The following is a 13,813-nucleotide window of genomic DNA, read 5'->3' on the forward strand; positions in this document are numbered from 1 at the left end:
CCGTGCCTGGCCTGATCCGCCCGTCGGCGGGCGCCGCTCAGTGCTCGCGGCGCTTGCGGTCGAGGGCGTCCGCGTCGAGGACGTAGGCGGCCGACTCGGTCGAGTCCGTCTCCTTGTCGGTCGCGAGGCGGGCCTTGCGTCGCTGCTGGAAGAAGTGGAACAGCGTCGGCACGATCGCCAGGAGCACCGCTCCGATGAGGATCACGTCGATGTAGTGCGAGACGAAGTCCGCGACCGGCGGGATGAAGGCGAGCAGCCACCCCAGGAGGGTCACGCCGCTGCCCCAGATCAGGGCGCCGATCAGGTTGTAGAAGCTGTACTTGCGGTAGTTCATGTGCGCGACGCCTGCGGCGATCGGCGCGAAGGTGCGCACGATCGGCACGAATCGCGCGAGGATCACCGCGAAGCCGCCGAAGCGCTCGAAGAAGGCGTTCGTGCGCTTCACGTTCTCGATGCTGAAGAAGCCCGACTCCTTGCGCTCGAAGATGCGCGGACCGGCTTTGTGCCCGATCAGGTAGCCGACCTCTCCGCCGAGGAACGCGGCGAAGCCGATGGACAGGCAGATCAGCCAGATCGGGACGCCGAGCCCGCCGTTGGCCGCGTCCTCGTGGGCGAGGAGACCGGTGATGATCAGGAGCGTGTCGCCGGGGAAGAGGAAGCCGATCAGCAGACCGGTCTCGGCGAAGACGATGAGGCACACGACGAGGACGCCCCACGGCCCGAACGACGTGAGGATCGTCTCCGGGTCGAGCCAGGGGATGAGGGCGGCGTGAGTCAACGGTTCTCCAGACATCGGCGGCGCCGTCCGGCCGACAGGCACGGCGAAGGCGTGACGGGGCTCAGCGTAGCGGCCCACCCGGCGATGCGTCCGAGGATCTCGCCGACCGCTCCCTCAGACCGGCGCGTCCGGGTCACACCGCCTGGCGCCGGAGGAAGGAGAGCGCCGTCTGCGCGACCTCCTGCCAGCCGTGGTCGATCGTGAGGGAGTGGCCGCGGTCCGGCAGCTCGACGAGCTCCGTCACGCCGCGATTCCGGCTCTGACGGCGGTGGCTCTCCCGGCTGATCGCGAGAGGCACCGTCGTGTCCTTCTCGCCGCCGATGATGAGGAGCGGCCCGCGGTCCGGATTGCCGGAGTCGACCTTCGTCTCCGAGAACGGGTTCAGGTTCGCCGTGACCGCCTGGAACAGCGGCACGCCCGAGGCAGGGACGTGGAACTCCTCGTACAGGGCACGGCCCTCCGCCTCGTCGAGAGCGTTGACCCAGCCGAAGGCGAACTGCTCGTAGGTGAGGGAGACCGCGCGGGACAGGATGGCCGGGTTGCCGACGACCGGTGCCGCCGACTTCAGCGAGCTCAGGGGAACGGAGAGGACCCCCTGGAACGGAGCGTTGTCGATCGCGACCGTCGCTGCGGCGACCCCCTCCCCGGCGAGCTTGAGGGCGATGAGGCCGCCGAACGAGTGCCCGATCACGGCGGGGCGACGCTCGAGTCGCGCCACCGCCTCGAGGTAGTGGTCGGTGACCTGCTGCACCATCTTCTTCGCGAAGACCTCGGGGTCGCGCCGGGCCTCGGCGACCGACTCGGGATCGTCCGGCCAGCGCGGGGCGAGGCCGGTGTAGCCGTTCTCCTCGAAGAAGGTCCGCCAGCGGTCCCAGCTGCTCGAGAGGAGCCAGAGACCGTGGACGAAGAGGACGGGCCGGCGACCGGACGCGTTCGCGCGGTCGATCTCGGCGAGCTCGGTGTCCGTGAGGGTGGAGGGTCGTGCGGTGGTCATCATGCGCTCCTCTGGGTCGGAGAGAGGGTCCGATGGCGATCGTCCTGCTCCGGGCGCCGAGCGGTCTAGAACGAGAGCGCACGCGGATGGCTCAGCACTGCACGCGGAGCGCGCGGAGGACTAGCATCCCGGCCAGGGGAGGGCGACTGTGGCGACGATCGATCTCGAGGGGCTGCTCCTCACCGACCGCATCGACCTGCTCCGCGAGCACGTGCGAGCGGGCCGCGTCCCGCTGACGCTGGAGCCGCATCCGGGTGCCGAGGTGACCGCGCGGTCCCGTGCTGCGCAGCTGGGCGGCATACACCTCCTCTGCACGGAGGGCCGGGGCGCCGACGTCGTCCGGACCCCGCGACAGTCCCGCGACGGCACTCCGCCGAGCGTGATGGTGAGCGTGCTCGAGTCGGGTGCGACCCGGCTCGAGCAGGACGGCACGGTCGCCGATCTCCGCGCGGGCGACATCGTGCTGGCCACGACGACCCGGCCGTACCGGATCCGGTTCGCCCCCGGAACGAACCGCTCCACGTTCCAGATCCCCGTGTCCCTCCTCGAGCTGCCGGTCGGCCTGGTGGACTCCCGGGTCGCGACGGTCTTCCGGCCGACCGACCCGGTGGTGGCAGCGGTCTCGGGCTTCCTGCGCGCGGCGGCGCAGGCGGCGACCCTCACCTCCGCCCCTCTGCCCGACGCTCCCGCGCTCGAACGGCCGACCCTCGCGATGGTGGCCACCCTGCTGACCCTCCCCGTCGCCGAGGAGGCCGTCGGTCGCGCGGCTCGGGCGCAGTCGCTGGGCATCCGGATCCTGACCCACGTGCAGACCCGCCTCGCCGACCCCGACCTGTCGGCGCGGACGGTGGCTGCGGCCCTGGGCGTCTCGGAGCGCTCCGTCTACGCCGCCCTCGCGCGCTCGGGCGTCGGGCTGGGCGATCGCATCCGCGAGGGCCGGCTCGCCCTGGCGACGCGTGCGCTCGCCGACGACCCCCTCGCGAGCATCTCCGCGATCGCCCACGAGTGCGGATTCGCCGATCACTCGCACTTCACGCGGGTGTTCCGGGCCCGGTACGGGATCACGCCGTCTGACTGGCGCCGCGGTGCGGCCGGAGCGCCGGACGATCGTGCGGAAGGTGGGACTCGAACCCACACGCCTCTCGGCACAGGAACCTAAATCCTGCGTGTCTGCCATTCCACCACTCCCGCGAGTGCGGGATCCAGTCTAGGAGGGGCCTCAGGACGAGGAGGCGCCTCAGGACGAGGAGGCGGCACCGCCCGGCCCCCGGTGCGGGACGTACCGCGGGATCCAGCGCGAGAGCGCCGCGGCGCCGGCCAGCCCCAGCACGCCCATCGCCCCCGCGGCGAACGGCAGCGACACGGCCGCCGTCAGCGCCGAGACGATGATCGGAGCGGCCGCGTTGCCCGCATCGCCGGTGAAGCGGAACGCGCCGAGGAAGGGCGCGGGATCGTCGGGGGGCGCCAGATCCGCTCCGATCGTCATCAGGATGCCCGAGCCGATCCCGTTCGCGGCGGCCAGGACGCAGGCGACCGCGACGAACCAGGGGACGGGATCGATCGCCGCGAGAGTGAGCGCCAGGACGAGGTGCCCGACGCCGAGCCCGATCATCGACGGGATCGCGGAGGCGCCCCGGCCGAACCGGTCCATGATCTGCCCGCCCGCGTAGAACAGGGCGAAGTCGATGCCGCCCGCGATCCCGATGACGATGGCCGTCTCGGTCTCGGCCATGCCGATGCTGATCGCCCAGAGCGGGAGGATCACCGTCCGGCTCGCCCGAAGGGCGCCGATCACCGCCGCCCCCGTGCCCATCCGCGCGAGGACGCCGCGGTGCTGCCGGAGGACGCGGACGAGTCCGTCGGACGGCTCCCGTGCGGGCGCCGGCGCGGCCGCACCCGGCGCGGCGGCGGCGGCGCGGCGGAGGACGGTCGCGGGATCGGGGACGAGCAGGAGCACGACCACCGCGGCCACGCAGCAGACGATGTGCACCCAGAAGACGGACTCGACGGAGCCGCTGAGGTGGACGACTCCCGCCGCCAGGAACGGACCGATCAGCCACCCCGCCCGGAACGCCCCCGCGAGCGCGCTCAATGCCCGCGCGCGGTGGCTGATCGGCACGAACGAGGTCATGAACGCGTGCCGCGCGAGCGCGAAGACCGCCGTCGCGAGGCCGATGAGGAACACTCCGACCGTCAGCCCCACCCAGGACGTGGACAGCAGGCAGATCACGAGGCCGACGATCGACAGGCCGGAGGCGCTCAGCATTGCGCCGCGCTCGCCGATCCGCGAGACGATCCAGCCGCTCGGGATGTCGCCCGCGAGCTCGCCGATCATGATCATCCCGGCGACGAGGCCCGCGAGGGCGAGGGTCGCACCGAGATCCCCCGCCGCAGCAGGGAGGAGGGGGATGATCGCGCCCTCGCCGATCGAGAAGAGCAGCGTCGGCAGGAAGGTCGACAGCAGGAGCGGGCCGACGGGGAACGGGCGCTCTGCGGTGTCGGTCATCTCCTCCATGCTAGGTCTGCGCGGGGCGGGCTCCGCGCGGGCCGCCGGTAGTCTGAGGGCACCATGCTGGACAACGACTTCACCGAGCAGATCACTGCTCTCCGCTCCACCTTCACCGACATCCGCGCCGTGATCGACGTCGACGCCCTCCGCGAGAAGATCGCCGAGCTCAGAGAGCAGGCGGGCGCTCCCGACCTGTGGGACGACACCGACGCCGCGCAGAAGATCACGAGCGCCCTGAGCCACCGGCAGTCCGAGCTGGCTCGCATCACGTCGATCGAGCGCCGCCTCGACGACCTCGAGGTGCTGGTCGAGATGGCCAACGAGGCCGAGGACGCCGAGTCCGAGCAGGAGGCGATCGCCGAGCTCACCGCCCTGCAGAAGACGATGGGCGAGCTCGAGGTGCAGACGCTGCTCGACGGCGAGTACGACGACCGCCCGGCGGTCGTGACGATCCGCGCCGGCGCCGGGGGAGTGGACGCCTCCGACTTCGCCGAGATGCTGATGCGCATGTACCTGCGCTGGGCCGAGAAGCACAAGTACACCGCGACCGTCATGGACGCGAGCTACGCGGAGGAGGCCGGCATCAAGTCGGCGACCTTCGAGATCGACGCGCCCTACGCCTTCGGCACGCTCTCGGTCGAGGCGGGCACGCACCGGCTGGTCCGGATGAGCCCCTTCGGCGCCGCGGGCAAGCGCCAGACCTCGTTCGCCGCGGTCGAGGTCATCCCCCTGATGGAGGAGGCCGGCGCGGTCGAGATCCCCGACAACGACATCCGGGTCGACGTCTTCCGCTCCTCCGGGCCGGGCGGCCAGTCGGTCAACACCACCGACTCGGCGGTGCGCATCACCCACCTCCCCACGGGGACGGTCGTGTCGATGCAGAACGAGAAGAGCCAGATCCAGAACCGGGCGGCGGCCATGCGGGTCCTGCAGTCGCGGCTCCTGCTGATCCAGAAGGAGCAGGAGGCGGCGACCAAGAAGGAGCTGGCCGGGAACATCACGGCGAGCTGGGGCGATCAGATGCGCAGCTACGTGCTCGCGCCGTACCAGATGGTCAAGGACCTCCGCACCGACCACGAGGTCGGCAACCCGGCGCACGTCTTCGACGGCGACATCGACGGGTTCATCGCCGCGGGGATCCGCTGGCGCAAGTCGGCGTGACCCGCCGGCGGTCCGCCGCTCCCTGAGAGCGGTGATCGACTCGCCGCGCGCTCGCTCGGCGGTCTCGCCGACTTCGTCGCTTACCCTCGGTACGACATGATTCGCTTCGACAACGTCTCCAAGCAGTACCGGGGTGGCACGAGACCCGCCCTCAACGCCATCGATCTCGAGATCCTCCGGGGCGAGTTCGTCTTCCTCGTCGGCGCCTCCGGCTCCGGCAAGTCGAGCTGCCTCCGGCTGATCCTCAAGGAGGAGCGGCCGTCCTCGGGCTCGATCCACGTGCTGGGGCAGAACCTCGGCAAGATCTCCAGCCGCAAGGTCCCCTACTTCCGCCGCAACATGGGCGTGGTGTTCCAGGACTTCCGGCTGCTGCCGAACAAGTCGGTGTTCGACAACGTCGCCTTCAGCCTCCAGGTGATCGGCAAGTCGAAGGGCTTCATCCAGGAGGCGGTGCCCGACACCCTGAAGATGGTCGGCCTCGCCGGCAAGGCCGCCCGCCTGCCGCACGAGCTCTCCGGAGGCGAGCAGCAGCGCGTCGCCATCGCCCGCGCCGTCGTCAACAAGCCGGCCGTGCTCCTCGCCGACGAGCCGACGGGCAACCTCGACCCCACCACCAGCGCCGGCATCATGGCGCTGCTCGAGCGGATCAACGCCGGCGGGACCACCGTCATCATGGCGACCCACGAGGCCGGCATCGTCGACCAGATGAAGCGCCGCGTGATCGAGCTCTCGGCGGGCAGCATCGTGCGCGACGAGAGCCGGGGCGGCTACGGCCAGACCGAGAGCATCACCGTCGTGCACGACGGGGTCGTCGTCGTCGCGGCCGACGACCACGCCGTCGCCGAGCCCACGGCCGCCGTTCCCACGGCCGCCGCGGTGCCCGCTCTGATCGACGGGGAGCTCGCGCCCGTCGAGGTGCCGGAGTACGACCTCCGCCGCGCCGCCCCTCCGCTGCCGACCGCCGCCGAGGCCGCGCCCGTGAACGGAGACTCCTTCGCGCGCCCGCCCCTGCCGCAGACGTCGCCGCAGCCGCGGATCCGCGAGGGGCGCCGCTCCGCCCCTGCACCCGAGACCCACGTCGTCCCCGCTCACCCCGCCGCGCCCGAGCCGGAGGCACCCGCCGCGCCGCGCCTCGTCGAGCTGCAGAGCCAGACCGGTCCGATCTACCTCCCCGCCGACACCGGCGCGCTCCCCGAGGAGTCGCTCGCCGCCCGTCTGGGTCTGCGCGCCCCGAAGGGCGACGGCGACGAGCCCGATGACGACCAGCAGAACGTAGGACCGGTCAAGTGAGATTCGCACTCATCTGGTCGGAGGTCTCGAGCGGCCTCCGACGCAACGTCTCGATGGTCGTCTCGGTGATCCTCGTGACCTTCATCTCGCTCACCTTCGTCGGCACGGCGATCCTGCTGCAGATGCAGATCGGCCAGATGAAGAACTTCTGGTACGACAAGGCGCAGGTCGCGGTCTACATGTGCACCGCCACCTCGGGCGGTTCGAACTGCAGCGGCACCGATGCGACCCAGGAGCAGATCGACGCGGTCGAGACGCAGCTGAGCGGAGCCACGCTCGCCCCGTACATCGACGAGTCCTACTTCGAGGACCACGACCAGGCGTACGCGAACTTCCAGCAGCAGTTCGCGGGCAACCCGGTGGCCGAGTACGTGACCCCGGATCTGCTGAACCAGACCTTCTGGATCAACCTCGAGGACCCGACGCAGTCCGACGTCATCGTCGAGAGCCTGTCGAGCGTCTCGGGGGTCGAGAGCGTCACCGATCAGCGCCAGTACCTCGACCAGATCTTCTCGATCCTGAACGCGGCGAGCTACACCGCGATCGGCATCGCGGTGCTCATGCTCGTGGCGGCCGTGCTCCTGATCGCCACGACGATCCGATTGTCGGCGTTCTCGAGACGACGGGAGCTGGGCATCATGCGGCTCGTGGGAGCGTCGAACCGCTTCATCCAGACCCCGTTCATCCTCGAGGGCGTCTTCGCGGCGCTGCTCGGCTCGATCCTCGCCGGGGTCGCGGTGGTCGCGATCGTCCAGTTCTTCGTGCAGGGCTTCCTGGCCTACCGGATCCCGCTGACCTCGTTCGTGGGACTCGACGACGCGCTGATCGTCTTCCCGATCCTCGTCGTGGTCGGCATCGTGCTGGCGGCCGTCTCGGCGAACGTCGCGATCGCGAGATACCTGCGGGTCTGATCCCCGAGCATCCGGCGGCTCCTCCGCCGCGAGCGGTCGTATACTGGTGGGCTGCCCCGGATCGGGGCGGCCCACCATCGCTCTCGGAGAGGAGCCGCCGTGCCCAGGGAACAGGGACAGAAGGTCGTCGCGACCAACCGCAAGGCGCGCCACGACTACCTCATCGAGGACACCTACGAGGCGGGTCTCGTGCTGACGGGGACCGAGGTCAAGTCGCTCCGCGCGGGCCGTGCCTCGCTGGTCGACGGCTACGCGTTCGTCGACGGCGGCGAGGCCTGGCTCGACGCCGTGCACATCAACGAGTGGGCCCAGGGCACGTGGACGAACCACCCGCCGCGCCGCAAGCGCAAGCTCCTCCTCCACAAGGCCCAGATCCTGAAGATCCACAACAAGGTGAAGGAGGGCGGGTACACCCTCATCCCGCTCTCGCTCTACTTCAGCGACGGCAAGGCCAAGGTCGAGCTCGCGGTGGCGAAGGGCAAGAAGGACTACGACAAGCGCCAGGTGCTCCGCGAGCGCCAGGATCGCCGCGAGGCCGATCGCGCGATGGCGACCCGCCGCCGACTCGGCGACTAGCGGCTGCCAGACTGGACGGCGTGACGCCCCCCGAGATGCCCACCGCCGCACCGCGAACCGCCGCCGAGGAGAAGACCCGCTGGCGCGCCTTCGCCGTCGCGGTCGGAGTCGCCGCGATCACGATCCTCGATCTCTCGAAGGTCAACGTGGGCCTCCCCTCGATCGAGAAGTCGCTGTCGGCCGATCCGAGCCAGCTGCAGCTGATCGTCGCGGGCTACGCGCTCGCCTTCGGCCTCGCCCTCGTCCCCTCGGGGAGGCTGGGCGACATCCGCTCGCGGAGGCTGCTGTTCCTGATCGGCCTCTCGGCGTTCACGCTCACGAGCCTCCTCTGCGCCGTCGCGCCCAGCATCGAGCTGCTGGTGGTCGCGCGGTTCCTCCAGGGGGTCGCCGCCGGCATCCAGATGCCGCAGGTCCTCGGTCTGGTGCAGCAGATGTTCACCGGGGCGGAGCGGGCCCGCGCGTTCGGGGTGTTCGGAGCGGTGATCGGCCTCTCGACCGCGTTCGGGCCGACCCTGGGCGGGCTGCTGATCGCGATCGGCGGCGACGTGGACGGCTGGCGCCTCCTGTTCTGGATGAACATCCCGCTCGGTATCGCGGCGCTGGTCTTCGCCTGGCGGCTCCTCCCTCGCACGACGCGCGAGCCCGGTGCCGACACCTCGCTCGATCCGGTCGGCCTGCTCCTCCTCGGCGTCGCGATCTTCGCGTTCATGCTGCCGTTCCTGCTGACGACCGGCAGCTCGTCGGACTCGCCGTTCCGCTGGTTCTGGCTGCTGCTGGCGGTGGCCGCCGCCGTTGTCTTCGTGCGCTGGGAAGCGCGCTACGCGGGCGAGGGCCGCACTCCCGTCATCGACTTCCGCATCTTCCGCACCAGCTCCTACCGCAACGGGATCCTGGTGGCCACGTCGTACTTCGCGGCCATCCCGGCCACCTTCCTGCTCACGACCCTCTTCCTCCAGCAGGGTCTCGGCCTGGCCCCCGTCTTCGCGGGCATGGTGAGCATCCCGTTCGCACTGACCTCGGCCGTGACCGCCTGGTACGGCGGCAAGCTCGTCCAGACCTACGGGCGTGCGCTGGTGGTGCTGGGCATCGTGCTCGTCGTGATCGGCTTCACCCTGGTGCTCCTGGCCGCCGAGCTCCTCCCGGCCGAGACGGCCGCCTACGGCATGGGGGCGGCGATGCTCGTCGCGGGCGCGGGCGGCGGCTTCGTCGTCTCGCCCAACCAGACCCTGACGCTCGCCGAGATCTCGCCCGAGCAGGGCGGAGTCGCGGGCTCGGTCGGACAGCTCGGCCAGCGAGTCGGGACGGCCGTCGGGACGGCGTGCGCCTCCGCCGTCTTCTTCGCCACGCTCGCGAGCGAGCAGGGGATGGCCGAGGGGCTCGACAGCTACCACGACGCGTTCCGCAACGGCTACTTCGTGACCCTCGGGCTGATCGCGCTGGCCCTGGTGCTCGGACTGCTCGACCTGCGCAAGCGGAAGGCCGCGGAGGCGCTAAACTAGCGGGACAACTCCACAGTGTGCGACGACGACCCACTCCTGCCGACCTGAGATCCTCGAGATCGAGATCGGCGAGTGCTCGCGGGGATGATCGGTTTCGACATTGCCTGCGAAACTGCGAGAAGCGGGTCGAGGATCCAGGGTTATCTCGTTAACGATCTCTGGAAAACACAGGTGCCGAACAGAAGCGCACCGACTTCGCTCTCGCTGCCTAAGCCAGAGTAGATAGTCCGTCAGCCCGTGGGTGCGTCCTCGCCCCGGATCCTGGCGTCATCTAGAGGACTTGCTGCGTCGTTACGCCTGAGGGCGACGCGGGACTTGCACTCGGGCTGGGCCCGTCGACCGATGCGCCGGTGGTAACGGTCGGGGCCGAGTAGAACGCATTCATCGGCTACACCCGTAGAAGGCGCAGAATCACAGCGATGGACGGGGGTTCGATTCCCCCCATCTCCACCATCGGTCGTCGTCGCACACCTGGAGCTCCTGCCCTCACACCGCTCGCACGTCGAGCTGGCGCACGCGCCCGTACAGGATCATGAGGGCGACGCGGTCCTCCTCGCTCGTGGCCGGCCCGGTGAGCGCCGCGGCCGGTGCCCACGACCGGTAGAGGACGTCCTCGGTGAGCACCGCCGCCGCGGCGATCGCCGGATAGTGCGCGTGCGGGTGGACCGGCAGCTCGATGAAGGCGTCCGGCAGGAGCCGGGAGAGCACCGTCACGACGGCGCGGAGGCGCTCCGATCGCTCGACGTCCACCGTCAGCGTCACCGCGTTCATCGCCGCGAGCGCCGCAGCGAGGTTCTCGACCGCGTGCTCGTCGTCGCACTCCTCCGTGACGAGGAGGGAGACGATCCCCCGGGGCTTCAGCCAGCCGAGGGTCGCCGCCTCGGCGTCGCCGTCGACCGAGAGCACCCGGTCGGAGGCGATCGCGTAGTCGCGGAGCAGGCGCGACCAGCGGGCGGGGGAGTCGTCGCCCTGGGGCGCGGACTCGCGGGCCAGCTCGTCCGCCGCGGCGAGCAGCGCGGTCTGGTGCCGGATGCGCGCGAACAGCGTGTCCGCAGGAGCGAAGACCCGCTCAGCGGTGGTCGGCCGTGCGTGGTCCGCCCGGCGGACGTCTGCGGGGTGCTGCTCGTGCATCTACGACTCCTGCGTCGCTCTCTCGCGGCGCCCCCCGGGGCCGTTCGTGGTTCGTCGGTGGACACACTGTGCGCTCTGGTCCTGCGGGCTGTCAACGCCATGGATCCGTCGATTCACGACGGGCGGGGTCGTCAGCGGGCGGCGCCGAAGAGGCTCCCCGCGGCCGCACCGGTCGTCGGATCGAAGACCGCGCAGAAGATCGTGCGATCGCCGTTCCTCCAGCTCACCTCGGAGGGGACGAAGCTGCGGTACTCCAGAGCGGAGTCCCCGTAGGCGATGCCGATGGTCGGCGGGAACTCGGGCTCGCACGACGCCTCCGCCTGGGCGAGGAGCGTGTTCTCGCTCGTGTAGTCCTCACCAGGCTGGGCGAAGGCGTGGAAGATCTCGAGGTCGTGCGCCTCGGCGCAGGGGACGAGGTCGACATCGGCGACGCGGTCGTCGTCGGGCTCGAGGAAGCAGTCGCCCTTGCGGACCGAGAACGGGTCTCCGGTGCCCGCCGTGACGACCGCGCCGCTCTCGTCGCGGACCGCCTCGGGAGCGTCGGAGCCGACGACGGAGGAGCAGGCGGCGAGGGGCAGCGCGAGGGCGACGGCGGCGAGGATCGCGCCTCGCCGCCTCATCGTGCCGCCACGATCGCCAGCACGTCGTCGTGCAGGACGCCGTTGGTGGCGAGGGCGCTGCCGTGCCAGGGGCCCGATTCACCGTCGACGGAGGTGAACCGGCCGCCCGCCTCCTCGATGATCGGCACCAGCGCGGCGAGGTCGTAGGGCTTCACGTCGAACTCGCCCGCGCCGTCGATCAGCCCCTCGGCGACCAGCATGTAGGCCCAGGCGTCGCCGTACGCGCGATCGCGGAAGACCGTGCGGGCTAGGTCGAGGAGCTGGTCGAGACGGCCCGCTCCGTCCCACTGCTGGATGCTGTTGTAGCTGAAGGTCGCGTCGGTGAGGTCGGCGACCTGCGAGACGCGGATGCGGCGCGGCTCCTCGCCGGCGGGCGCGGCCAGGACGCCGCGCAGCTCCTCCGGCAGCTCGATGCGGCCGACGGCGCCGGCGCTCTCGTCGACCCAGGCGCCGAAGCCCTTCGCGGCCCACCAGCGCTTGCCGAGCGCGGGCGCCGAGACCACGCCGACGACCGGCACCCCGTCGACGGCGAGCGCGATCAGGGTGGCCCAGATCGGGACTCCGCGCAGGAAGTGCGCGGTGCCGTCGATCGGGTCGAGGATCCACTGCCGCGACGAGTCGCCGGAGGTCCCGAGCTCCTCGCCGAGGATCGAGTCTCCCGGCCGCTCCGAGGCGAGGATGCCGCGGATCGCCTCCTCGACCGCGCGGTCGGCGTCGGTGACCGGCGTCCGATCGGGCTTCGTCGTGACGACGAGGTCGATCGCGAGGAACCGCTCGCGCGAGATCCCGTCGGCGGCGTCGGCGAGGCGGAGGGCGAGGCGGAGGTCGTCGTCGAGGCTCGGGGTCACGGCTCCACGATACTGAGGGACCTCGGTCGGCGCCGATTTGACGAGCGGGGGGTCGTGACTGCTAGTGTGATCCCTCGGTTCGGCACGCACGATTCGCCGTCCACGGTGCTCAGAGCACCATGCACCTCTAGCTCAATCGGCAGAGCAACTGACTCTTAATCAGTGGGTTCTCGGTTCAAGTCCGAGGGGGTGCACCCTCCGAAACGCTCGCCCCGGCATCATCGCCGAGACGAGCGTTTCGTCGTTCAGCGTCGAGCAGCCCGCTGAACGACCTGCAACGAAAGGCTCTCCGTGCCAGAAGACGCCCTCTCCGAGATCGGCTCGATCGCCCTCGCCGTGCTCATCGCGATCGTCGTCGCGGTCGTGGTCACCGCCGTCGTCGCCCTCGTCGTCCGCTCGATCGGCAAGCGCAAGACCTGGGCGCGCCTGCTGATCCGACGGGTGCGCATCCCCTTCAGGGTGCTCCTGATCACCATCGCCGTCTGGGTGGCGCTGGCCGCCACGGTGTCCGGCGAGGTCTGGCCGGGTCTGGTCGACCGGATCTTCCAGATCGCCACCATCGGCGCGGCCGCCTGGCTGGTCGGCGCGCTCTTCGTCTTCCTCGAGGACCTCGGTGCCGAGCGCTACCGGACCGACACGGCCGACAACCGGCGTGCGCGCCGCCTCCGGACCCAGATGACGATCATCAGGCGGGTGGCCGTCGCCGCCGTCGTGGTGGTCGCACTCGGGGCCTCGCTCCTGACCTTCCCCGAGGCGCGGACCGCGGGCGCGAGCGTCCTCGCCTCGGCCGGGGTGCTCTCGATCGTCGCCGGCCTCGCCGTGCAGTCGAGCCTCACGAACATCTTCGCGGGCATGCAGCTCGCCTTCTCCGACGCGATCCGGCTCGACGACGTCGTCATCGTCGAGAACGAGTGGGGGCGGATCGAGGAGATCACGCTCACCTACGTCGTCGTGCACCTCTGGGACGACCGGCGCCTGGTGCTCCCGACGAACTACTTCACGACCCAGCCGTTCCAGAACTGGACGCGGACCGGGTCGGAGCTGCTCGGAGCGGTGGAGCTCGACCTCGACTGGCGCGTGCGCCCCGAGGAGATGCGCGAGGAGCTGCACCGCATCCTCGAGGAGACGGACCTCTGGGACAAGCGCGTCAGCGTCCTCCAGGTGACGGACGCGGTCGGCGGCTTCGTCCGCATCCGGGTGCTCGTCACGGCGACCGACGCGCCGACGCTGTTCGATCTCCGCTGCTACGTCCGCGAGCGCCTCGTCACCTGGCTGCACGAGAGCGACCCGATCGCCCTCCCGCGTCAGCGGGTCGAGCTGCAGCAGGAGGAGGCGCGCGGCACGGACGCCGTTCCGCGCAGCCACGCCGCCTCCTCGCCCGACAACCTGTTCTCGGGCGACCGGGCCTCGAAGGAGCGGGGTGCGCTCTTCACCGGGCTGATCGACCTGCGCGAGTCGCCGAAGCGCGACTAGCGCAGGCCGATCGAGGCCGGCGC

13 protein-coding genes, 2 tRNA genes and 1 other RNA gene are annotated in these 13,813 nt (G+C 70.7%); 9 read left to right on the top strand and 7 right to left on the bottom strand.

Annotated elements, in window-relative coordinates:
• Positions 1-37: 37 nt before the first annotated feature.
• Positions 38-793, bottom strand: coding sequence for a DedA family protein (locus tag B9Y99_RS14205; RefSeq protein ID WP_085477194.1), 756 nt, complete (start codon positions 791-793; stop codon positions 38-40).
• A 118-nt stretch (positions 794-911) separates the two neighbouring features.
• Complete coding sequence (locus B9Y99_RS14210; RefSeq protein ID WP_085477195.1) at positions 912-1,772, bottom strand: alpha/beta hydrolase; 861 nt, start codon at positions 1,770-1,772, stop codon at positions 912-914.
• A 211-nt stretch (positions 1,773-1,983) separates the two neighbouring features.
• On the opposite strand from B9Y99_RS14210, the gene B9Y99_RS19480 reads away from it, so the two are divergent.
• On the top strand, positions 1,984-2,931 hold the full coding sequence (locus B9Y99_RS19480; RefSeq protein ID WP_425298487.1) for a helix-turn-helix domain-containing protein: 948 nt from the start codon (positions 1,984-1,986) through the stop codon (positions 2,929-2,931).
• Here the strand turns inward: B9Y99_RS19480 and B9Y99_RS14220 are convergent.
• Positions 2,883-2,963, bottom strand: a tRNA-Leu gene (locus tag B9Y99_RS14220). The genes B9Y99_RS19480 and B9Y99_RS14220 overlap by 49 nt on opposite strands.
• Positions 2,964-3,009: 46 nt before the next feature.
• Positions 3,010-4,278, bottom strand: a complete 1,269-nt coding sequence (locus B9Y99_RS14225) for an MFS transporter (RefSeq protein ID WP_085477433.1) — start codon at positions 4,276-4,278, stop codon at positions 3,010-3,012.
• Positions 4,279-4,341: 63 nt separating this feature from the next.
• Here B9Y99_RS14225 and prfB point away from each other — a divergent pair, with 63 nt between their 5' ends.
• The 6 genes from prfB (at position 4,342) to ssrA (ending at position 10,171) form a co-directional block, all read left to right on the top strand.
• The gene (prfB, locus tag B9Y99_RS14230; protein ID WP_085477196.1) at positions 4,342-5,442 is read left to right on the top strand and encodes a peptide chain release factor 2; all 1,101 of its coding nucleotides are present in this window, start codon (positions 4,342-4,344) and stop codon (positions 5,440-5,442) included.
• A 96-nt stretch (positions 5,443-5,538) separates the two neighbouring features.
• Positions 5,539-6,732, top strand: coding sequence for a cell division ATP-binding protein FtsE (gene ftsE / locus B9Y99_RS14235; RefSeq protein WP_085477197.1), 1,194 nt, complete (start codon positions 5,539-5,541; stop codon positions 6,730-6,732).
• Entirely contained in the window at positions 6,729-7,643 is a 915-nt protein-coding gene (gene ftsX / locus B9Y99_RS14240; protein WP_085477198.1) for a permease-like cell division protein FtsX, read from the top strand. The genes ftsE and ftsX overlap by 4 nt, the downstream gene beginning before the upstream one ends.
• 99 nt (positions 7,644-7,742) lie before the next feature.
• Positions 7,743-8,219 carry an SsrA-binding protein SmpB gene (gene smpB / locus B9Y99_RS14245; protein WP_068252130.1) on the top strand — a complete coding sequence of 159 codons (477 nt, stop codon included), beginning with the start codon at positions 7,743-7,745 and terminating at the stop codon, positions 8,217-8,219.
• A 35-nt stretch (positions 8,220-8,254) separates the two neighbouring features.
• A complete protein-coding gene (locus B9Y99_RS14250) occupies positions 8,255-9,718 on the top strand; it encodes an MFS transporter (protein WP_085477434.1) in 1,464 nt (487 codons plus the stop codon).
• Positions 9,719-9,798: 80 nt separating this feature from the next.
• Positions 9,799-10,171: a transfer-messenger RNA gene (gene ssrA / locus B9Y99_RS14255) on the top strand.
• A gap of 33 nt (positions 10,172-10,204) precedes the next feature.
• Here the strand turns inward: ssrA and B9Y99_RS14260 are convergent.
• The 3 genes from B9Y99_RS14260 to B9Y99_RS14270 form a co-directional block, all read right to left on the bottom strand.
• Complete coding sequence (locus tag B9Y99_RS14260) at positions 10,205-10,849, bottom strand: hypothetical protein (RefSeq protein WP_085477199.1); 645 nt, start codon at positions 10,847-10,849, stop codon at positions 10,205-10,207.
• 131 nt (positions 10,850-10,980) lie between these two features.
• A complete protein-coding gene (locus tag B9Y99_RS14265; protein ID WP_085477200.1) occupies positions 10,981-11,469 on the bottom strand; it encodes a septum formation family protein in 489 nt (162 codons plus the stop codon).
• The gene (locus B9Y99_RS14270) at positions 11,466-12,317 is read right to left on the bottom strand and encodes an inositol monophosphatase family protein (RefSeq protein ID WP_085477201.1); all 852 of its coding nucleotides are present in this window, start codon (positions 12,315-12,317) and stop codon (positions 11,466-11,468) included. Before B9Y99_RS14270 ends, B9Y99_RS14265 begins: the two co-directional genes overlap by 4 nt.
• Positions 12,318-12,438: 121 nt before the next feature.
• Here B9Y99_RS14270 and B9Y99_RS14275 point away from each other — a divergent pair.
• Both B9Y99_RS14275 and B9Y99_RS14280 read left to right on the top strand, forming a co-directional pair.
• A tRNA-Lys gene (locus B9Y99_RS14275) sits at positions 12,439-12,511 on the top strand.
• Positions 12,512-12,608: 97 nt separating this feature from the next.
• A complete protein-coding gene (locus B9Y99_RS14280; RefSeq protein WP_244274925.1) occupies positions 12,609-13,790 on the top strand; it encodes a mechanosensitive ion channel family protein in 1,182 nt (393 codons plus the stop codon).
• Positions 13,791-13,813 lie beyond the last annotated feature (23 nt).

Origin of the sequence: Rathayibacter oskolensis, assembly GCF_900177245.1 — a bacterium.
GTDB lineage: Bacteria > Actinomycetota > Actinomycetes > Actinomycetales > Microbacteriaceae > Rathayibacter > Rathayibacter oskolensis.

What these genes read in the sequence shown, in the direction of transcription:
- B9Y99_RS14205 (WP_085477194.1), bottom strand. Translation starts at nt 793, where the DNA reads ATGTCTGGAGAACCGTTGACTCACGCCGCCCTCATCCCCTGGCTCGAC.
- B9Y99_RS14210 (WP_085477195.1), bottom strand. Translation starts at nt 1,772, where the DNA reads ATGACCACCGCACGACCCTCCACCCTCACGGACACCGAGCTCGCCGAG.
- B9Y99_RS14225 (WP_085477433.1), bottom strand. Translation starts at nt 4,278, where the DNA reads ATGACCGACACCGCAGAGCGCCCGTTCCCCGTCGGCCCGCTCCTGCTG.
- prfB (WP_085477196.1), top strand. Translation starts at nt 4,342, where the DNA reads ATGCTGGACAACGACTTCACCGAGCAGATCACTGCTCTCCGCTCCACC.
- ftsE (WP_085477197.1), top strand. Translation starts at nt 5,539, where the DNA reads ATGATTCGCTTCGACAACGTCTCCAAGCAGTACCGGGGTGGCACGAGA.
- B9Y99_RS14250 (WP_085477434.1), top strand. Translation starts at nt 8,255, where the DNA reads ATGCCCACCGCCGCACCGCGAACCGCCGCCGAGGAGAAGACCCGCTGG.
- B9Y99_RS14260 (WP_085477199.1), bottom strand. Translation starts at nt 10,849, where the DNA reads ATGCACGAGCAGCACCCCGCAGACGTCCGCCGGGCGGACCACGCACGG.
- B9Y99_RS14265 (WP_085477200.1), bottom strand. Translation starts at nt 11,469, where the DNA reads ATGAGGCGGCGAGGCGCGATCCTCGCCGCCGTCGCCCTCGCGCTGCCC.